Annotated in this window: 16 protein-coding genes; 5 read left to right on the top strand and 11 right to left on the bottom strand. The window is 66.2% G+C overall.

From position 1 onward, the window contains the following. Positions 1–71: 71 nt before the first annotated feature. The 11 genes from J2852_RS25730 to J2852_RS25680 form a co-directional block, all read right to left on the bottom strand. On the bottom strand, positions 72–1,937 hold the full coding sequence (locus J2852_RS25730; protein WP_209881205.1) for a flagellin N-terminal helical domain-containing protein: 1,866 nt from the start codon (positions 1,935–1,937) through the stop codon (positions 72–74). Between the two features lie 164 nt (positions 1,938–2,101). Beyond that, positions 2,102–3,199: a 3-oxoacyl-ACP synthase III family protein gene (locus J2852_RS25725; protein WP_209881203.1), complete on the bottom strand. Its 1,098-nt coding sequence runs from the start codon at positions 3,197–3,199 to the stop codon at positions 2,102–2,104. A gap of 19 nt (positions 3,200–3,218) precedes the next feature. Continuing rightward, on the bottom strand, positions 3,219–3,953 hold the full coding sequence (locus J2852_RS25720) for an SDR family NAD(P)-dependent oxidoreductase (RefSeq protein WP_209881202.1): 735 nt from the start codon (positions 3,951–3,953) through the stop codon (positions 3,219–3,221). Next, the gene (locus J2852_RS25715) at positions 3,950–5,185 is read right to left on the bottom strand and encodes an ANL family adenylate-forming protein (RefSeq protein WP_209881199.1); all 1,236 of its coding nucleotides are present in this window, start codon (positions 5,183–5,185) and stop codon (positions 3,950–3,952) included. Before J2852_RS25715 ends, J2852_RS25720 begins: the two co-directional genes overlap by 4 nt. After that, entirely contained in the window at positions 5,182–5,433 is a 252-nt protein-coding gene (locus tag J2852_RS25710; protein WP_209881197.1) for an acyl carrier protein, read from the bottom strand. The genes J2852_RS25715 and J2852_RS25710 overlap by 4 nt, the downstream gene beginning before the upstream one ends. Next, complete coding sequence (locus J2852_RS25705; protein ID WP_343206821.1) at positions 5,430–6,245, bottom strand: alpha/beta fold hydrolase; 816 nt, start codon at positions 6,243–6,245, stop codon at positions 5,430–5,432. The genes J2852_RS25710 and J2852_RS25705 overlap by 4 nt, the downstream gene beginning before the upstream one ends. A gap of 20 nt (positions 6,246–6,265) precedes the next feature. Then, the gene (locus J2852_RS25700; protein ID WP_209881196.1) at positions 6,266–6,505 is read right to left on the bottom strand and encodes a phosphopantetheine-binding protein; all 240 of its coding nucleotides are present in this window, start codon (positions 6,503–6,505) and stop codon (positions 6,266–6,268) included. Positions 6,506–6,549: 44 nt separating this feature from the next. Further along, positions 6,550–7,314 (bottom strand): cytidylyltransferase domain-containing protein, encoded by a 765-nt coding sequence (locus J2852_RS25695; RefSeq protein WP_209881194.1) that lies wholly within the window; start codon positions 7,312–7,314, stop codon positions 6,550–6,552. Next, positions 7,311–8,366 (bottom strand): pseudaminic acid synthase, encoded by a 1,056-nt coding sequence (gene pseI / locus J2852_RS25690; protein ID WP_209881192.1) that lies wholly within the window; start codon positions 8,364–8,366, stop codon positions 7,311–7,313. Before pseI ends, J2852_RS25695 begins: the two co-directional genes overlap by 4 nt. A 61-nt stretch (positions 8,367–8,427) precedes the next feature. Further along, positions 8,428–10,005 carry a glycosyltransferase gene (locus J2852_RS25685; protein ID WP_209881190.1) on the bottom strand — a complete coding sequence of 526 codons (1,578 nt, stop codon included), beginning with the start codon at positions 10,003–10,005 and terminating at the stop codon, positions 8,428–8,430. A 73-nt stretch (positions 10,006–10,078) separates the two neighbouring features. Then, positions 10,079–10,789 carry a nucleotidyltransferase family protein gene (locus J2852_RS25680; RefSeq protein ID WP_211112339.1) on the bottom strand — a complete coding sequence of 237 codons (711 nt, stop codon included), beginning with the start codon at positions 10,787–10,789 and terminating at the stop codon, positions 10,079–10,081. 221 nt (positions 10,790–11,010) lie between these two features. Between J2852_RS25680 and J2852_RS25675 the strand changes: the two genes are divergently transcribed. The 5 genes from J2852_RS25675 to J2852_RS25655 form a co-directional block, all read left to right on the top strand. Beyond that, a complete protein-coding gene (locus J2852_RS25675; RefSeq protein WP_209881186.1) occupies positions 11,011–11,853 on the top strand; it encodes a hypothetical protein in 843 nt (280 codons plus the stop codon). A gap of 26 nt (positions 11,854–11,879) precedes the next feature. Continuing rightward, positions 11,880–12,929 carry a hypothetical protein gene (locus J2852_RS25670; RefSeq protein WP_209881184.1) on the top strand — a complete coding sequence of 350 codons (1,050 nt, stop codon included), beginning with the start codon at positions 11,880–11,882 and terminating at the stop codon, positions 12,927–12,929. Positions 12,930–13,096: 167 nt separating this feature from the next. Then, positions 13,097–15,259: a peptidase domain-containing ABC transporter gene (locus J2852_RS25665; RefSeq protein WP_209881182.1), complete on the top strand. Its 2,163-nt coding sequence runs from the start codon at positions 13,097–13,099 to the stop codon at positions 15,257–15,259. Next, entirely contained in the window at positions 15,229–16,632 is a 1,404-nt protein-coding gene (locus J2852_RS25660) for an HlyD family type I secretion periplasmic adaptor subunit (protein ID WP_209881180.1), read from the top strand. The genes J2852_RS25665 and J2852_RS25660 overlap by 31 nt, the downstream gene beginning before the upstream one ends. A gap of 143 nt (positions 16,633–16,775) precedes the next feature. Further along, the coding region (locus J2852_RS25655; protein ID WP_209881178.1) for an FG-GAP-like repeat-containing protein at positions 16,776–19,793 on the top strand (3,018 nt) is incomplete at its 3' end.

Raw genomic sequence — 19,793 nt, 5'->3', positions numbered from 1 at the left:
ATGGACCAAATGGAACGGGCGGCGGCTTGCGCCGCCGCCCGCCGGGCGTGATCCTACCCGAAGTTCCCGCCTTAGAACAGGCGCAGGATGGACTGCTGCGACTGGTTGGCCAGCGAGAGGGCGATGGTGCCCAGCTGCTGCCGGGTCTGCAGCATCAGCAGGTTCGCACCTTCCTCGTTCTGGTCGGCCAGCGTCAGCTTGCTCGCACCTTCCTGCAGCACGTCGCTGAACTCCTTGGTGAAGTTCTCACGGGTCGTGATGATGTTCAGGTTGGTGGACAGCGTCTGCGAGGACGAACGCAGCGTCTGCTTCGCGTGGTCGATGCCGGCGACCGCGTTGTCGATGTCGGCGCGGTCGGTCCAGTTGTTCTGAGCGTAGTCGAGACGCAGGCCCTGGCCGCTGGTGGTCAGGTTCTGAGCCTTCACCGTGATCGAGTTGGTGTTGCGCTCGTTCAGCTGAACCGTCAGGTCGTTCGCCGTGTTGGCGTCGGTCACCTGCACCGTCACCAGGTTCGCCGCCTTGTTGCCGGAAGCCGCTTCCTTGATGGTCTTCTGGTCGACGTCGACGCGCACCGTGCCGCTGTCGAAGGCGAAGGACTGCTCGCCACCCGACAGCTTGCCCTCACCACGGTTGGCCATGCCGTCGCGGGTGATGGTGTTGCCAGCCAGATTCGTGGCGGAGATTTGGATGTCGACCTTCTTTTCGATGGTCGAGACGCCGTTGCCGCCGTTGGCCGCCTGCTCCAGAAGCTTGCGGTCGACCGTGAAGGACACGACCGTGCCCGACGCGAAGCTCTCGGAGATGCGCTTGGTCAGCGCGTTCTCGGCGCTGGCCGAGACGGTCATCTCGCGGGCCACGCCCGTGGTCGTCGCGCCCGTCAGGGAGATCGTGCCGCTGGTGCCGACCGACACCGAGGCCACGTCCTTGCCGGCCAGGCGACCGGTGCCGCCGATCTGGGCGCTGATCGAGGCCTGCAGCTTGGACGCCACGTTCGCGGCGGCGTTCTGGCCGATGGCCGTGTCTTCGGCGGTCGCCTTGTAGGTGAAGGTCTGGCCTTCCACCGTGATCGAGAAGCTGTCGCCCGCTTCGATCGTGCCGCTGACGTTGACGTTGGTCACCTGCGCCACGCCGGAGGTCGCCGCCGTCGTGGTGTTGGCTTCGATCTTCTGGGTGTTGTCGAAGTAGGTGATCGTGCGGGACTCATTGCCGTCCGAGACGATGAAGGAACGCTCGCGGCCGACCGCGCCGCGCACCTCGATCTGGACGTCGGAGAAGGAGCCCAGCGTGCTGGACATCGTGCCCGACAGCTTCATGCCGGTCAGGCCGTGCGCCATTTCGGCGTTGGCGATGTCGCCCGCCGCACCCTCGATCGAGCCGTCGCCCTTGACGCGCACCGTGTAGGTGTCGGCCGACACCACGTTGGTCACGCGGGCGTTCTCGAGGCCGGCGACGCTGTTGACCGCAGCGCGCGAGGCGGCGGTGGAGTCCATGCGCATGCCGTTGCCGGCCAGCAGGTTCTTGCCGCCGTAGCTGGAGTCGCCGGCGAGCTTGTCGATCTGGTCCTTCAGCGCGTTGAACTGCGAGGCCAGCGACTTGCGGGTGGCCACCGAACCGGCGTCGTTGCCGAGAGCCGCGTAGGCGGCGGTGGTCAGACCGCGGGCCTGCTCGATCATCGCGTCGATCGAGGTCAGCCCCTTGTCGGCGGCCTTGATGGTGGTGATCGCCTGGCCCATCGTGTCCTTCAGCGCGGTCAGGTCGCCGGCGCGCTGGTTCAGGCCCTTCGCCGCGAAGAAGGCGGTCGGGCCGTCGAGGGCGGTGTTGATCTTGTTACCGGTCGCGAGGACGTTCTGCTTCTGCGCAATCTTGTCCTGAACGCCCTGCAGCTGCAGGAGGTTCGTGCGCATGCTCGCAGAGAGGGAGATGTCGCCAACAGCCATGGTAGTCACTCCTTTTGGAGGATGTCGATCCAATCCGCCTTGTGCGGACGGAGAGGGACTAATTCCCTCGTGACTACGTTAGGCAAAAAGCGGGCCAGTCCAAAATTGCCGTACAATCGAGGCAATCTCTGCCTCCCGGAAGAAAGCGACCCGGCAAATTTTGCCTAGGCCCCGGCAGAAAGTGCCGCCTCCCCGGCATCCTTTGCCGCCCCGCCCGTCGCCTCGGCAGAATCTGCCGGGTTACCACCAGCGGTGAGCAGGATGGTCTCACACACGGCGAGCGGACCGGCGGCCAGAACGACGGTCCCCCAGGACCAGCCGACGCCGAAACCCGACAGCAGCAACCGGCGGGCGCCGGCGCGCAACGGTTCCACCAATTCCGAAGCCAGTGCCAATGGGACGGAAGCCGAACTGGTGTTGCCGTAGCCGCCCAGCGCCAGCACCGTCTGCGCAGGCGTGGCGCCGAGCTTTTGCGCCAGATGGCGGATCATCTGGGCGTTGGCCTGATGCAGGACGACATGGTCGACGTCGTCCACGGTCCAGCCGGCGAGGTCGAGGGCCGCGCGAATGTTGCCCGGCACCTCACGCAGGGTGAACGCGAAGACCTGCGTGCCATCCATGAACAGGTGGGCCGGCGCTTCGGGGCGGCGCAGGCCACCGCCCGGAACGGTCAGGTAGGGGGCGCCCGCCCCGTCGCTGCCCAGCGCGAACGCCATCGGGGAGGCGTCGGCGTCGATCTCCAGCGCGGTGGCGGTCGCCGCGTCGCCGAACAGCGGCGCCACGGCGCGGTCGTTGGGGTCGAGCACGCGCGAGGTCGTGTCGCCCGCGATCAGCAGGGCGCGCCGACCCCCGGCCACCTTCAGCATCGCGGCGGCGGTCCACAGCCCGTAGACGTAGCCGGAGCAGCCGAGCGTCAGGTCCAGCACCGCCGCGCCCTTGCCCAGCCCCAGCCGGTGGTGAAGGAGGTAGCCGGAAGCCGGCAGGATGTGGTCGTGGGTCTGGGTGACCATGACCAGCAGATCCACCGAGGCGGGCTCCCAGCCCATCCGGTCCAGCAGGCGGCGACCGGCGGCCTCCGCGAGGTCGGAGGTGCATTGGTGCGCCGGCACGAGATGGCGGGCCTCGATGCCCGTCGCCTTGGCGATCTTGCGCGCGGCGTCCTCGCCGAAGCGGGCGGCCAGGTGCTCCACGGTCTCGCGCCCTTCCGGCACGCAGGCGACGAGGCCCTTCAGCCCAACGCCCTCGATCACGCTGGCGACCATGGGGAACTCCTTCTCGCCTTCAGCAGGTGATCCCGCCATCGACCACGATGGTCTGGCCGGTCACGAAGGCGCCACCGTCGCCCAGCAGGAAGCGGACCACCGGCACCACGTCGGCCACGTCGCCGAGTCGGCCGAGCGGCGTGCGCCGCACGATTTGCTCGCGCTGCCCCTCGGCCAGCGTGCCCGACATCTCGGTGGTCAGATAGCCGGGCGCGACGGAATTCACGGTCACCTGAAGCCGCCCGACCTCGCGGGCCAGCGCGCGGGTCAGCCCGTCCAACCCGGCCTTCGACGCCGAATAGGCGGCAAGCCCGGTGTAGCCGCGCTGCCCGATGATGGAGGAGACGTTGACGATCCGCCCCGGACCGCGCCGCACCAGCTTGGCGCGCAGGAAGGCGCGGGCGGTCTGGATCGCGCCGACGAGGTTGGTCTGGATGACCTCCTCCACATCCACCTCGGGAAAGCTGGCGAGCACGCCCTCGCGGGCGATGCCGGCGTTGTTGACGAGCCCCCACAGCGGCGACGGGCCGGCCCATTCCACGGCAGCGTCGAGAAAGGCGCGCACCTCCCCGGCGTCGCCGATGCGGCAGGCCTTCCAGAACAGGTCCGGTCCGGCGAGGCGTTCCAGTGCGTCGCTTGGGGAACGGCTGCAGGTCGAAACGCGGTAGCCGTCGGCCAGCAGAGCCTCCACCAGCCCAAGGCCGAGTCCGCGGCTGCCGCCGGTGACGATGACGTGTTGCTTGGTTCCGGTCATGCGGCCCCTTCCCGCTTCTTCTTGCCCGCCGATCCCAGCGGGATGTTCTCGACCATGGAAATGACGCGCGGGCGCGCGGCCGGCGGCAGAGCCGCCGACGCATCGCGGATGGCGGCGCGCAGGGCCGCTTCCTCCACGCCGGACAGCGGCACCACCGACGCGGTCAGGATGTGCCCGGTGATCGGGTTGGCCGCCGGCCGGACCAGCGCGTCCAGCACGCCGGGAACGGCGAGCAGAAGCTGTTCAACCGCTTCCGGAGAGACCTTCACGCCGCCGACATTCACCCGGCCATCCAAGCGGCCGGCGAACAACACGCGGTCGCCGCGCCGTTCGACGACATCGCCGGTGGAGAGCCAATCCTCGGAAAGGCCTGCTGCGTCGGCGTAACCGAGCATGGCGCGGGGGCTGTTCACTTCCAGAACGCCGTCGCGGATGCGCAGGCCCACGCCGTCCACGCCGGTTTCCAGCCACGCCGCGGGAAAGCCGGCGCGCCCGTCGGTGACGGCGAACAGGGCGCCGGCCTCGGTGGACGCGTAGATGTGGCGCAGCTTCGCGTTGGGAAAGCGCTCTTGGAGGCGGTCGAGAAGCGGCTGGTCGGCCGCCTCACCGCCCAGCGTGATGGAGGTCAGCGGCGGGCGCTCGTTCCCAAGGGTCATCAGAAAGGCGCGCCAGAAGCTGGGCGTTCCGCTGATGTGGGTGGCCCCATGCCGGACGGCGGCGCGGGCGAGGTCGGCGGCGTTCGCACCGGGGACGGCGATCAGAGTGGCGCCGGAGGCCAGCGCGGTCAGAATGACCTGGAGGCCGGCGAAGGCTCCGGAATCGTAGGTCAGCAGCCAGCGTGCGGATGAATCGGCGGTGCCGCGCAGGCGTCCGCGCAGGCGTTCGAAATCGTGTCGGGCGCGCTTGGGCGTTCCAGTCGTGCCGGAGGTTTCAAGGAGGACCGAGAATCCACTGGTCCGGCCGTTGGCCGCCCCCTCATCCCAATCCTTCTTGCCAGAGGGGAGAAGGGCTTTGTGGCGCTTCAGCAGCAACGCTACCCCAGCCCGCTCCGCAGCGGCTAAGGCAGCCACGACGGTGGTTGGACGCACTGCCTCCACGACGGCTTGACCGGCTGTGCGAAACTCCGCCTCAAGATGGTCGGCCTCGGCCGCAATCTCCGCCCAACCGTACGATTCGTCCGTCTCGATCAGGCGGGCGTCCGAGGCGAACCAGGGCGGAGGGGCTGCGGTCATGCCGCGTTGGGTCGATAAAGGGCCGCCAGTTCGCCCACCGTGTTGAACTGGATGAAACCGGCGCGGAACGGATCCTGGCCGGTGCGCTGCTCCAGCACCACCAAAAGAGTAGCGAGGTCGAGGGAGTCGATCGGCAGGTCACCGCCAAGGAAGGCGGAATCCGGGTCGATGGCCGGCAGGGTTTCGCCCTTGTCGGCGGCAATGTGGGCGAGTTCTTCGGCGATCAGCGCGAGGATGGTGTCGGTCATGGAGTGTCGCAGGCGGTGAGAAAGTCGCGGAGAAGGGCCGTGACGGGGCTGGCGGCCTCACTATGGGGCAAGTGCCCCGCGTTGTCGAAGAGATGAAGTGGGGCGGACGGCGGCAGACGGTCGCGCGGCGGCAGCGGGATGATGCGGTCGTCCCGTCCCCACAGCAATTGGACCGGCATGCGGATAGTGGTCCAATCCACCGGCGTCCAGCGCTCGGCGGCACCGGCGAAGGAGCCCTCGACGATCCGCTCCAGCGCGGCATGGCGCGCCGGATCGGCGGCCTGGGCGTGCAGCACCTCGCCGATGCGGGCGGTCAGGGGGGATGGCTGGGCGAACAGGCGTTCAGCACAGACCACACCCTCTTCGACCGAGGCCAGCGATGTCACCCGGCGCAGGAAGGCAAGGTCGAAATCGGGGCCGAGCCCGGCGCTGGCGATCAGGGAGAGGCTCGCGACGCGCTCCGGCGCGTGCCGCGCCAGTTCCAGCGCGACATAGCCGCCCATGGAATGCCCGACCAGATGGACGCGCGGCACCTCCAGCGCGTTCAGGAAGCGCACCAGCCACGGCGCCAAATCGCCGATCCGGCCCTCGCCCACATCGAGCGTGGAACCGCCATGCCCCGGCAGGTCCACCGCCAGCACCCGGCGCTCGGTGGCGAGCGGCGACAGGTTGAACTGCCACGTCAGCAGGTCCCCGGCGAAGCCATGCAGCAGCAACGCCGGCACGCCACCGCGCCCAAGCGACAGGTAAGAGGCGGGGCCGCCGTCGATGTCGGCCCGCGCGCGGCGGAGGCGGACGGCGGCGTCGCTCACAACAGACAGAACGCTGGACGTCAGGCGGCGACGGCGACGGCGACGCCGACCAGAGCCAGAAGGTCGGCCACGGTCTTGGCCTTGGCCAGCTTCTCGCCTTCCACGACGGTGCCGAACGTCTCGTCCACCAGGGCGATGAAGCTGATGACGGCCAGCGAGTCCCAGGAATCGAGCGAGGTCAGTTCTTCGTCGCCGGTCAGGGTGCCGGCGTCAAGTTCCAGCATCTCGTCGAGAGCGAGCAGGAAATCCTTGCGGTCCATGGATGTCTCCAATGTCAGTGGGCTGTGGGTCAGTGGATGATGCGTCAGTGAGCGGTGCGTTGCCGCACGTCGCGGTTGATGTCGGCCCAATCGGGATGGTCGCGCAGGACGTTGCAACAATCCTGCCAGCCAAAGTCGGGCTTTGCGGGGATGAGCGTTTCGAGCAGACGGCTGACGAGGTCGAAATCCGCCTGTTCGTCCACGCACCAGCGTTGCTCCACAGGATCACCCTCATGCCGGAGCGGAGAAGCCAGACGGAAGCGTTCCGGGCGGCGGTAGATGTAGGCGGTGACGTGCTCGCGCTCGGCCGGATCGCTGGCATTCGCGGCGGCATCGATCAGCGCGGCGCGCGTGAAAACCTCGGCGTCAAGGCCGCGCGGGTAATGGAAAACGTCAACTCCCCGGTAATCGACAGGCGGGTCCGACGCCAGGAACTCCGCGACGACGCGGTCCACCAACGCCGGGTCGATCAGCGGGCAGTCAGCGGTCACCCGCACAACCACGTCGGCCTTGGCCATCTCGGCGGCGCCCGCGTAGCGCGACAGCACGTCATGTTCGCTGCCCCGGAAGACCGGCACGCCGAGCGCAGCGCCCAGTTCGGCAACCGGGTCGTCGGTGGCGTTCACCGTGGTCGCCAGCACCAGCGCGTCCAGGGTCCGGCAGCGCGACAGGCGGCCGAGATGGTGGGCCAGCAGCGGCTTGCCGGCGGCCTCCATCAGCACCTTACCGGGCAGACGGGTCGAGGTCATGCGCGCCTGCGAGATGCAGACGACGTTGGGTTTGGTGGCGCGGGGCTTCCGCGTGCTCATGATTGAGCCTCCGGCAGCAGCATGTCCCAGCGCAGGGGTTCACCGCGCCTCAGGGCGCGGGCGGCTCGGCGGCCGAGGACGGCGGGGAGGTGCTTCGGTTCCATGCCAAAGCCGGGACGGATGGAACGGACGTTTTCGGCCGTCAGCGGCGCGCCGGCCGGAACGTCGGCCACCACGTAAAGGGAGCGGCGGTAGTCGCGCCCGCCGGCCTCGCTGGGCTTCACGCCGTAATGGACGCGGCCCAGCGCCGCCCAGGCAATGCGGACGGCATCGGCCATCGCCTTGAACTCGGCCGGTTCCAGGGAGAAGGCGCTGTCCACCCCACCCTCGGCGCGGGACAGGGTGAAATGCTTCTCGATGACCACGGCGCCGAGCGCGGCGGCCGCCACCGGCACGGCGGTCCCGTGGGTGTGGTCGGACAGGCCGGCGGCGACGCCGAAGGCCTTGCCAAGGTGCGGGATGGTGCGGAGGTTGCTGTCCTCCGGCGGAGTCGGGTAGCCGCTGACACAGTGCAGGAGGACCAGCGGCACATCGCCCGCCGCCTCCACCGCCTCGCCCACCTCGCCCAGCGTGGCAAGGCCGGTGGACATGATCAGCGGCTTGCCCGACCAAGCGGCGCGGCGGATCAACGGCAGGTCGTTCAGCTCGAACGACGCGATCTTGAAGGCCGGGGCGTCCAGGCGCTCCAGCAACTCGACGGCGGTCTCGTCGAAGGGGGAACTGAAGATGGTCAGGCCGAGCGAGCGGGCGTGTGCGAACAGCGGCTCGTGCCACTCCCAAGGCGTGTGCGCCTCGCGATAGAGATCGTGCAGGGTGCGGCCCTGCCACAGCCCACCTTCCAGCCGGAAACCGGGACCGTCGTGGTCGATGGTGATGGTGTCGGCCGTGTAGGTCTGAAGCTTCACGGCGTCTGCCCCCGCCGCCTTGGCGGCGTCGATCAGCGCCAGCGCGCGGCTCAGTTCGCCGTTGTGGTTGCCCGACAACTCGGCGATTACATAGGGCGCGTGGCCGGGGCCGATGGGACGGCCGTCAATGATGACGTCACGGGTCACGGGGGCGGGATCTCGGAAATTGGTTCGTGGACGACAGTGCCACGGGCTCGGTTAACGAGCCTTAATTTTGCGCGGGCGACCGCAAAAGATTCCTGGCCTCCTCGCCGTATTCCAGCAGGCGGGCCGTGCAGCGGTGCCGGTCGCCGACCGTTTCGAACCGGATGCGGGACAGTTCGGCCTGCTGGGCGCGGACGGCGGGATCGGCGAACAGAGCGGCGGCGCGCTCCACATAAGCGGCCCAGTCGGGCACGGGAATCCCCTCCCCCGCCACGCTGGCGACGTCGCCCCAGTCGAGCGTCACCACGGGCAGCCCCTCGGCGATGGCGTAGGCGCCGCTGCCGCCGCCGCCCTGGCGGGAGGGGTTCAGGAAGGCGTGGCAGCGCCGGTAGAAGGCGCGGATGTCCTTCAGGTGCCCCACGCTGCGCATCCGGACGGCGTTGCGGGTGGTGGCGAGCCGGGCGGGCAGTTCCTTGACGCCGCCAGCGAAGGCGATGATGGCGCCGGGGCAGCGGTCGAGGACCCGGTCGGCGATCTCCAGGAATTCCGGCGTCACCTCAAGGTCCAGGCGAGTGCCGACCACGGCGAAGAGGAAGGGCGGGCTGCCGAGACCGAAATCCCCCTGGTCGCCGGAGGTCGGCGGCGGCGAGAAGCCCAGGGTGAAGGGCCGGAAACGCTTCGCGAAGGGCGCGCGGTAGAGGGCCGGCAGGTGATCCGTGTAGTTGCCCTCGTCATAGCCCAGGACGATGTGGGCCAGCGAGATGGTAAGGCCCGAGGTTGTCGGCAGGCACACCACCGGCCGCGCGTTGGCCTCCGCGAACAGGTCGCCCACGACGTTGGAACCGCCGAAGGTGACCAGCAGGTCCGGGTCGTAGCCATCGATGGCCTCGACGATGGTGGACAGCTTCTGCGCCGAGAAAGCCCGGTCGGTGAAGGACGCCACCTTCACCTGCCGCCCGAACATCTGCATGGCGCAGACGCCCTCAGACTCCTCGACCAGCTGGGCGTTCATGGGCGGAATGAACATGCTCTCCACCCGCAACGGCATCGTGTTGCAGTTGATGATCGCGACATCGAGCCCGAAATCGTCCTGCAGGCGGCTGGCGTAGTCGAAACAGTCGCGCGACGGCTGGTGCTGGTCGTTGGTGAACTGGTTGGTCAGCACCGCCACCTTGCGGATCGGGCCATCGCGCGGAATCCGGCGCGGCGGCTTGATGCCCCAGTTCCGCATCACGGAGCGCACCAGCGCCTGGTAAAATCGGAACAGATCGCAGGGGCCGAAGGACGCCCCCTTTTCCGGCGAAGCGGCGCTGAGGAAAAGCTGCCGGTTTATGCACCAGTAGGTGTAGTGCAGCAGCTCTGGCCCGACCTGATCGCCGCCCAGCAGCAGGTAATGGAGTATGCGCTCGTAGTGGTAGAGGTCGCCGGTCAGCTGGAACAGCACCGAATGCAGGAGAACCGTCTGCCCGCCCGGCGCCACGCTCTCCAGCCGCTCGGCAACGGCGAGGCGGGTTTCAGCGTCCACATCGCGCCGCACCGCCTCGCAATGGGCCGACAGCCGGTTGATCGTATCTGCGTTGAACTGGCGTTTGGCCAGGAAGGCTGTCAGGGTGGCGACCTGCGCCTCGATGGTGTCGGACATTGCTGATACTCCGCGCGCTTGGGCCGCTGGTGCCCTTGCCCGCCGCCCTGATAGCCCCGACCCAGTCGAGGTTTCAAGAATTTGCCCCTCCGACAATGACGCGGGCAGCGGCGGCCAGACTTTCGGGGGTTCCGATGTCGATGAAATGCGCCTTCGCGACATGGGCGTTCAGGGTGCCGGGCGGCACCTTCTCCAGCACGTCGCGTTCCAGAGAGGTGGCGCCGGATGCGACAAGGCGGTCGAGGAAGGCACCGGAAAACAGATAAACACCGGCGTTGATGGTGCCGCTGCCTGGAGCCTTCTCGACAAAACTGCGTATCCGGCTATCGGGGCCGATCTCGACCCGACCGAATCGGGACGCATCTTCCACCTGCACACACAGTACGGAAGCGTCGGCACCCGATAAGCGATGCGACGCGACAAAGGCGCGAAGGTCGGCATCGACGAAGGTGTCGCCGTTCACCACCAGCACAGTGCCGGAGCGCAGTTCCTTGCGAACGTATCCCAGCGCCCCGGCGGTGCCGAGCGGGCGCGGTTCGATCTGGCAGACCACGTCGAGCGTACCATTGGCGTCGCCCTGCGCCAGCCATGCGGTCACGCGGTCGGCGAGGTGGCCAAGGCACAGGACCACCCGCCTTGTGCCGTAGGCCGAGAGATAGTCCAGCAGGTGACCGAGAAAGGCACGGCCGGCAACCGGCGCCAGCACCTTGGGCGTGTCGCCCAGCACGCCGCGTATGCGCGTGCCGAGCCCGCCCGCCAACACCGCGACGTCGATATCTGCCAAGGCTTCGTCAGGCCGCACCGATTGTCCTCTCTAAGGCCGGCATCTCCTCCGGCGTCCGTCAGCGTGACGTCTGCCTCGCCGCAACCGTATTGATTACACCCGCCCGATGCAAGCGCCCCCGATGCAAGCACCTGCGGAGTGCCACGTCGCCGATCTTTCGACCTCGACTTCGCCCATGTTCTAAGCCAGAGTGAACGAGGCGTTTGGACCATTGTGCGATCATGGCTGTCATCATCTGTGTTGTCGGAGACAAGGGCGGAATCGGCAAGTCAACCTGGGCACGAGGCATGGCCGACGTTTGCCGTCGGCATCAGATCAAAGCCGCTCTGTTCGACGCCGATTGGATTTCCCGTAGTCTCTTCAAGGTCTTTTGCCTAAAGAGCAAGGATGGGGCGGTGGTGCCGCTGAACCGGCAGGACCCGCGCGCCGGGTGTATTCTTTACGATATACACAACCGTGACTTGGGCCGCGATTTCCTGCTGAACAGCATGGGGGTGCCCGGTGTGGACATCATCCTGCATGACATGCCCGCTGGATTCCGCGCCGACTTCTCCCGTGTCATGGGAATTTCCCAGCACGAGCAAGCCTTGCAGGAGTTTGTCGCATCCTGCCGCAGTATTTCGATCCGTCCGGTGTTCGTCACTCCCCTCACGCCGCATTGGGCAGGGCATCAGACCGCCGCATGGCTGGCCGAAGCCGTGTCGCAGACCGCCACGGTCATCGCGGTGCGCAATGAGCAGTACAGCGACGACCAATTCGCGCTCTGGCGCAACGGTGACCAAGCCCGCTTCCTCAAGGCCGGCGGGCTTGAAATCGCCATGCCGGGGTTGGACACGCAGACATATTTGACCTGCGATACGCACGCCGTTCGTTTCAACACGGCCGGCGAACACCCCGCCCTGTCGTTGGCGGACAAATTGCGCGTGGGCTCGTGGATGCGGCGATTCGAGGCGGAGCTTCAACCCGTGCGGGACTTCCTTGCCCTGAAGGAACTGCCAGAGGCGGGGCCGACCCCCGATCTGGAAAGCGACGCCGGGAAGCAAAAGGAAGCCGTGGTCCAGTGACCCGGCAGACTGGATGATCGCGACGCATGAGCACGAATCATGGTGATGACCCCGACGTGAACGGGATCTGGCGGCAGGCCGCCGAAGTCAATCGTCGCATTGACGAGGCTGTGGAAGCGTTCGAACGGCAGATTCGCGGCGGTGCGCAAACCGTCCCGACGCGTCCCCCGCCCCAACTCCGGCGAACCACGCGCGATGCGCCGACGCCGCTCAACCTTCGCCCCCCATCAGACCGTCCACCTGTGGCCGGTCTGCATGGCACGCTCACGGTTTTGCCGTCGCGGGCAGCCCCCCGCTTTCCCGCGCCCCGCCCGCGCGTGGATTTGGACACCGTTGACGCGCAGTTGCGCGCGGAACTGGACGCCTTGGAGGCAAAGCGTGCCGAATGCCGGGCACCGGAAGCGTTGGCGTTCTCCGTGCCGTGGAGTGCGATGCCGCGCCCGCTGTTCATCGCCGATTCCGATGGACGCCTCGTTCCGAACCCCGTCTCCGACGAGGAGATACGCGACATCGTCCAACCGCACTGGCGCGCCGTGCACGAACAGGCGAACGCTGCGGACAGCGCTTTGATCGAGTCCCGCGACGCATTCGAGCGGGCAGGCCTGTTCCGCCGATTGAGCGGCGCCCGTAGGGCCCTGACCGCCGCGCAGGAGGACTGGGACGAGGCGACGCTCGCCAAGGAAACGCTTGACCTCCTCTGGCAGGGGGAATCAATGCGACGTCAGTTCGAGCATTTCCGAACCATGGCGGACGAATCCTTCAAACAGGCCATGGCGACCACGGGACAGGACGACGAGGTGACTGCGCGGATTGTGGAGATCGAGCGACAGAAGGCCATCGTCGCCGCCCTGCGTGCCGGCGGTGTCACGGCATTGGAGCCCGATCCCAAGCAGACGCGCGCGCAAGCACTTGAAACGGCCCTGATTCGTCTCGCCCCCCCACAACCCGCCGATTCGAAATCGGATTATCCGCCCCACTCCGAGCCAGTGCACGCCGTGGACGGCGACACAAGTGCGGTCGATTCCCACAAGCCAACGGCCAAGCCGATGAAGACGGAACCGGCCGTTCAGGGCTGAACCACGTCATTCTCTGGCAATTTGCAAAAACTTAACTTACTGGTGTCGCAATTGCGCGGCTGGGCTGGCTTGCCGGTTTCGTTCGGCACTCCTGCCGAATACGGGTTTGTTCAACCCGTCGTTATCCTCAGACCGCGACTTCATCAGGAGGACGGACGGTGACTGCAATGGCGCCGACGATGGAGGTGGGGGCGCCTCCCAGCAGCACCGGATTGTGGTGCCTGGTCGCTGTTGCGCGCTTTCATGGCGTGGACCTGTCCGAGGAACATCTTGCCCACAGCTATGCCCTTGGACCCGGAGAGGTTGCGCCCCGCCAAGTCGTCCGGTGCGCGCGCGATGCAAAATTGCAGGCGCGCAGCCTCCGCCAATCCTGGGACGGGCTCATCCGCCTTGGCGAGGCGTTTCCAGCCATTCTGCGGCTGCGCGACGGCAGCTATGTGATCCTGTCCGGGGTCCGCGAGGATCGTGGCGATCCGGAGGTGGTGATCCGCAACCCGCTGGCGCCGCTGGGCGGGTTCGAGTTCTGGAGCCGCTCGATCCTCGAAAAAGTGTGGTCGGGGGAACTGATCCTCATAAAGCGCCGATACCAGCTGGGCGACGCCGACCGACCGTTCGGTCTTTCCTGGTTCATTCCGGAGATCCTGCGCCAAAGCCGAGCCTTTTGGGACGTCGCCATTGCCGCGATCGTGCTTCAACTGCTTGGGCTGGCGTTGCCCATGTTCTTCCAGTTGATCATCGACAAGGTGGTGCTGCACCAAGCCTATTCGACACTGACCACGCTCAGCATCGGCGTTCTTTTCGCCATCGGCTTCGACGCGGTGCTGAATTGCCTGCGCACGTATCTTCTGCTCCAAGCCACGGCCAAGATCGACATCCGAATGGCAACGCGCGTCTTCGCCCATCTGTTGACGCTGCCGTTGCCCTACTTCGAGCGGATCTCATCGGGCATGCTGCTCAACCATATGCAGCAGGCCCGCACGATCCGCGAATTCCTGACCGGGCGCGTGTTCTTCGCGGTGCTGGACTCCGCGGCGCTGTTCGTCTTCGTGCCCGTTCTGCTGCTCTACAGCACCACTCTATCGGCGGTCGTGCTGGGATTCGCTGCAGCCGTGGCCTTGGTCATTGCCGTGGCCGCCCGTTCTTTCCGCCGCCGCCTGAACCTGCTGTATAAGGCCGAAGCCGAATGTCAGGCGCATTTGGTCGAAACCATCCACGGCATCAGCACGATCAAAGCGCTATCCCTGGAACCGACGCAACGCCAGCAATGGGATGACCGTTCCGCCGACGTGGTGGAGCGGCACATTTCGGTCGGAACATTGTCCGCCGTGGCGCGCGCCGTCTCGTCGTTCCTCGAAAAAACGATGACGGTCGCCATCGTCTGGGTGGGTGTCGAGATGGTGTTTTCAGGCACCCTGTCGGTTGGCGAACTCGTCGCCTTCCAGATGCTCGCGGGTCGGGTCACGGCGCCGCTGATGCAACTCGTCACCTTGATCAACGATTACCAGCAGGCCGCCGTGTCGGTGAAGATGCTGGGCGAGGTGATGAACACAACGCCCGAACAGGGAACGAACCGCGGTCTGCAACCCCGGCTGGCGGGGATGCTGTCGTTCGAGAACGTCTCCTTCCGCTACCCGTCCGGCACGTCGTCCGCGCTCGATCGCATCAGCTTCACGGTTCCAGTCGGTGGCGTTCTGGGCATCGTCGGACGCAGCGGTTCGGGCAAGTCGACGCTCGTGCGCATGCTGCAGGGCCTCTATACGGCACGGGAAGGCATCATCCGCATCGACGGTTACGATTTGCGCGACATCGACCGTGTCCACTTGCGCCGGCACATCGGTGTCGTGCTTCAGGAAAGCTTTCTGTTCCGCGGAACGGTGCGCGACAACATCGGCGTCAGCCGGCCCGACGCCCGCTTCGAGGAGATCGTCGAAGCCGCGCGGCTGGCCGGCGCGGAGGAGTTCATTCAGAAGCTGCCACAGGGCTACGACACCCGCATCGAGGAGGGCGGCTCCAATCTTTCCGGCGGGCAGAAACAGCGGCTTGCCATAGCCCGCGCGTTGCTGCGCCAGCCGTCCCTGCTCATTCTCGACGAGGCGACGAGCGCGCTGGACCCGGAAAGCGAGGCGATCCTGCAACGCCACATGCCGCTGATCACCCGCGGCCGGACGACGCTGATCGTGTCGCATCGGCTGCCCTCCATCCGAAACGCCGATGCCATCCTGGTGCTCCACGAGGGGCGGATGGTCGGCTTCGGCCCGCACGAGCAATTGCTCCAGACCTGCGAGATGTACCGCCACTTATGGAACGTCCAGACGGAAGCCCTGCGTTAGCCGAACCTCCTCACGCGTCACCGGCGGATGCCTCGGCGAGCGCAACGAAACCGCGCGCACCGAAGCCCCGGACGGGCGCACTGAGCGCCTTCCAGTCGGCTGCGACCGCCATTGAGGAACGACCGATCCCGTGGCCGGCCCGCGCGATCCTGCACAGCATCGTCGCTCTGATCGCCATATTGCTGGTGTGGGCATCGCTGTCCGTGGTCGATCGGGTCGTGGTCGCGTCAGGACGCCTGATCACGACCAAGTCGCTCATCATCGTGCAGCCGCTGGAAACGGGGGTGATCCGCACGCTCGACGTGTCCGTTGGAGCTGCAGTCCGTGCCGGCGACCGGCTCGCCACGCTGGACCCGACGTTCGCCGAAGCCGACGCGACGGGACTGGAGGAGCGCCTTACCAGCCTGACCGCCGAGGCCGAACGCCTGCGCAGCGAAATCGATGGAACGCCTTTCATCGCGCCGCCAAACGATCCGGTGCGCGCCTTCCAGGCGCAGCTGTACGAGCAGCGTCTTGCGGAGGACCGCTCCCACATCGCCTCGCTGGATTCGAAACTCCAGCAGTTGGACGCCGGCCTCGCCGCCAACCGTCAGGCTCAGCGAAGCCTTCAGGAGCGGCTGAAGGTGGTCAGCCAAATCCTCGGCATGCGCGAAGAACTCGTCCGGCGCGGTGTCGGGTCGCAACTTCAGTTCATGGAGGCGCAACTCAACCAGCTCGCCATTAAGGAACAGCTCGCCGCAAAGACCGCTGAAGAGAAGGAGTTAGAACATCAACTGGCCGCCGCGCGGTTCGAACGACAGTCCTATGATCGCGAGCGGCAGCGAAGCAGCAGCGAAAAGCTCCTGGCCGTCAGCCGTGAAATGGACGCCACCCGCCAGCAGTTGGCCAAGGCGAAACGGCGCACAAGTCTCGTCGAACTGCGAGCGCCCGCCGATGGCGTGGTGCTGGAGATCGCCCAGCGCTCGGTCGGCTCCGTCGCGCGCGAGGCCGATCCGCTCATCACCATAGTGCCGATGAATGTTCCGCTGGAAGTGGAGGCGGAGATCAAGACGGCCGATATCAGCCGCATCCGCACCGGACAATCCGCGCGGATCAAGCTGGAGGCGCTGCCCTACCAGCAGCATGGCCACCTGGAGGGCGCCGTGCGCGTGATCAGCGACGACGCATTCCGCCCCGAAAACGATAAGAGCCGCTCCATCTATCGCGCCCGCGTCAGCATCGACCGGGAAAATCTGCGGAACATTCCGCCGGATTTCCGGCTGATCCCCGGCATGTCGGCATCCGTCGAGATCGTCATCGGCCATCGCTCGGTGATCTCGTACTTCCTTTATCCGGCGTTGCGCGTCTTCAATGAGAGCCTGCGGGAGCCCTGATCGGGAACGCCTATCCTTTCGTTGCACTCCGCCTGTTGCATTTTGGTGCAAAAGCAATGATGCATCATCATTCGAAAGCGTATAAAATACCCACAAATTAGAAGGATCGGCTGGCGACGGCCTAGCCAGATGGTGGGGCGGTTATGGACATCAAGGACCGGCTTCTCGATTCGCTGCTCAGCGGCATGACCCTGACCGCCATGGGCGTCCGGGATGTGGACGGCGACGGCGACTTGGATCAGGTCTGGCGCGTCCACAACCCCTATTGGGCCAACATCAAGCTGCAATGGGGCATCGTCGGCAGCAGCGAAACAGGCTTTTTGAAGGTCCACAAGGAGAGCGACAGCTACTTCTGGACCGACGCCGACAAGGGCACCGCCACCCTCTCCTACCGCTTTGCGAACCAGACCTATTGGCAGATCACAAGCGCGACGGCAAATTCCAATCCGCTGAACTGGAATCCCTTCCAAAACGGGGATGATTCAGGTTCCGGTTCGGGCGGCAATCCGTCCAACCTGCCCGACCTGTTCACCGACGAACGCGACACAGTGTTCTTCGACAGCACCGTCAAGCAGGAGAATTATCGGCCGGGGACATCGACCTACGCGGCGTTGGACGGCGACGACTACGTCGTCCTTCCAACCAACGACAACTGGGCTTACCAAGCGGGAATCGCCTTCGACGCTGGCGATGGGGACGACTTCGTTAAAGGCGGCGCGAAGGGCGATTTGCTTTTAGGCAGCCTCGGTAACGACAGCCTGTTGGGCGAAGCTGGAAACGACACGCTGGCGGGCGGCGACGGTTTCGACGTGATCCGGGGCGGCGAGGGCACCGATACCGCGGTGTTTGTCGGCACCCTTAGCGACTACTCGATCCAGCGCATCGCCTCCACCGTGTATGTCAAGCATGGCGTCACCGAGGAGATGGACCGCGTCGAAGAGGCGGAGCTGTTGCAGTTCGGCGACCGGGTCTACCGGATCAAGGATCTGCCGTCCTATTTGCCGGCCGGAAGCAACGTCAGCGGAATCAACTATTCCGCTCCGGGCGGGACGGGCGGCGATGGCCCGGCCCAAGGCGCCCTGTTCACCGATTATAACGAATTTGTCCACCTCGGTGACGTTGCCGAGTCGGACTACAAGCCAGGAACGCCGACCCATGCGGCCGGGGGCGGCAACGATTACGTCAGCTTTCCCAATGCGAACAACTGGGCCTACACGGCGGGCAAGGCCTTCGACGCGGGCGCCGGGGACGACATCATCAACGGTGGCGCGAACGGTGATTGGATACTCGGTAACACCGGAAACGATGTGCTAAGCGGCGGAGGCGGAAACGACACGCTGGATGGTGGTGACGGTGTCGACGTGCTCCGGGGCGGCGAGGGCACCGATACCGCAGTGTTCGTCGGCACCCTTAGCGACTACTCGATCCAGCGCATGGGTTCCTCCGTGTGGGTCAAGCATGGCGTCACCGAGGAGATGGACCGCGTCGAAGAGGCGGAGCTGTTGCAGTTCGGCGACCGGGTCTACCGGATTAAGGATCTGCCGTCCTATTTGCCGGCCGGAAGCAACGTCAGCGGAATCAACTATTCCGCTCCGGGCGGAACGGGCGGCGATGGCCCGGCCCAAGGCGCCCTGTTCACCGATTATAACGAAATCGTCCACCTCGGCGTCGTTGCCGAGTCGGATTACAAGCCAGGAACGCCGACCCATGCGGCCGGAGGCGGCAACGATTACGTCACCCTTCCCGACACGGACAACTGGGCCTACACGGCGGGCAAGGCCTTCGACGCGGGCGCTGGGGACGACGTCGTCATTGGTGGTGCGAGCGGTGATTGGATAGTTGGCGGCAGCGGGAACGATGTGCTGTCGAGCGGGGGCGGCGGCGACACGCTGGACGGTGGTGGTGGCTATGACACGGCGGTCTTCAAAAAGCCTTTTAGTGACTACGTCTTCTCGCGCGACGGGAACAGAATCGTCCTCGATGACGGCATTCAGAAAAGCTATTTGATTGATGTCGAAGCGGTCTGGTTGGGTGACGATTTCACCTACACGTCGGACCTTCCCTTCACCGATGGCGGCGATGGCGGCGGCGATGGTGGCGGCGGCGGCGGAACCGACCCGACGGCGTTGTACACGGAAGGCGCCGACATCCTCAATCTCGGCAACCTCCGGCAAGAGGACCATCCAGGCGTCGTTCCGGCTCAAAATGCTCTCGGCGGCAACGACCAGATCACACTTCCCAGCGCGAACAACTGGGCCTACACGGCGGGCAAGGTCTTCGACGCGGGCGCCGGTAGCGACAGCATCACCGGCGGCGCGAACGGCGACTGGATCGTCGGCAACACCGGGAACGACACCCTCGTTGGCAACGGCGGAAACGACACGCTGGCCGGTGGTGCCGGAAGCGATTCCCTGAATGGCGGTGACGGTATCGACACGGCGGTGTTCGATGGCGCTATCACCGACTACATTGTGCGCCGCACCGGCGGGCAGATAACGGTCGCCAAGTACGACGGCACTGAAACAGACCGGCTGTCCGGTATCGAAACCCTGAAGTTCGGCGACAAGACCTACCAAGTCTCCGACCTTCGCACACCACGCGGCGACTTCAACGGTGACGGGCGCGCGGACGTGCTCTGGCGCGACGGCCGCACCAACGCCTTGAGCATCTGGGATCTGAATGGTTCCAAGATCGCCGCGGCCCGCGACGTTTCGGTGCAGGAAACCGGCGTGGCGCTCCCCGGAGCCAGTTGGGCTGTCGAGGCAACCGTCGATTTTACCGGCGACGGACGCGCGGATGTGCTCTGGCGGAACGGCACCAGCGGTCAGCTCGCGCTTTGGGAAATGAACGGCCACACGGTGGTGAGCGGCGCCAACACGGGCATGGTCAAGCTCAATGGCACCGATGCAGCTCCTGGGCTGGCGTGGAAGGTTGAAAGCACGGCCGACTTCACCGGCGACGGCAAGGCCGACATCCTGTGGCGCAACAGCACCAGCAACCAGATGCTGCTGTGGGCGATGAACGGCGGCACGGTGACCGCGACGGCGGCGGTCCAGCTGAACGGGACGGCCGTGGCGCCGGCGCAAGCCTGGAAGGTGGAGGGCGCGGCCGACTTCACCGGCGACGGCAAGGCCGACATCCTGTGGCGCAACGGCACCAGC

The organism is Azospirillum soli, assembly GCF_017876165.1.
Lineage (GTDB): Bacteria > Pseudomonadota > Alphaproteobacteria > Azospirillales > Azospirillaceae > Azospirillum > Azospirillum soli.
Note: the sequence above shows the minus strand (reverse complement) of the source record. Positions and strands in the feature narration are given on the sequence as shown.

Bases quoted from the DNA above. Each gene is read 5' to 3' on its own strand.
- J2852_RS25730 (WP_209881205.1), bottom strand. From the start codon at position 1,937: ATGGCTGTTGGCGACATCTCCCTCTCTGCGAGCATGCGCACGAACCTC.
- J2852_RS25725 (WP_209881203.1), bottom strand. From the start codon at position 3,199: ATGGTCGCCAGCGTGATCGAGGGCGTTGGGCTGAAGGGCCTCGTCGCC.
- J2852_RS25720 (WP_209881202.1), bottom strand. From the start codon at position 3,953: ATGACCGGAACCAAGCAACACGTCATCGTCACCGGCGGCAGCCGCGGA.
- J2852_RS25715 (WP_209881199.1), bottom strand. From the start codon at position 5,185: ATGACCGCAGCCCCTCCGCCCTGGTTCGCCTCGGACGCCCGCCTGATC.
- J2852_RS25710 (WP_209881197.1), bottom strand. From the start codon at position 5,433: ATGACCGACACCATCCTCGCGCTGATCGCCGAAGAACTCGCCCACATT.
- J2852_RS25700 (WP_209881196.1), bottom strand. From the start codon at position 6,505: ATGGACCGCAAGGATTTCCTGCTCGCTCTCGACGAGATGCTGGAACTT.
- J2852_RS25695 (WP_209881194.1), bottom strand. From the start codon at position 7,314: ATGAGCACGCGGAAGCCCCGCGCCACCAAACCCAACGTCGTCTGCATC.
- J2852_RS25685 (WP_209881190.1), bottom strand. From the start codon at position 10,005: ATGTCCGACACCATCGAGGCGCAGGTCGCCACCCTGACAGCCTTCCTG.
- J2852_RS25675 (WP_209881186.1), top strand. From the start codon at position 11,011: ATGGCTGTCATCATCTGTGTTGTCGGAGACAAGGGCGGAATCGGCAAG.
- J2852_RS25670 (WP_209881184.1), top strand. From the start codon at position 11,880: ATGAGCACGAATCATGGTGATGACCCCGACGTGAACGGGATCTGGCGG.
- J2852_RS25665 (WP_209881182.1), top strand. From the start codon at position 13,097: ATGGCGCCGACGATGGAGGTGGGGGCGCCTCCCAGCAGCACCGGATTG.
- J2852_RS25660 (WP_209881180.1), top strand. From the start codon at position 15,229: ATGGAACGTCCAGACGGAAGCCCTGCGTTAGCCGAACCTCCTCACGCG.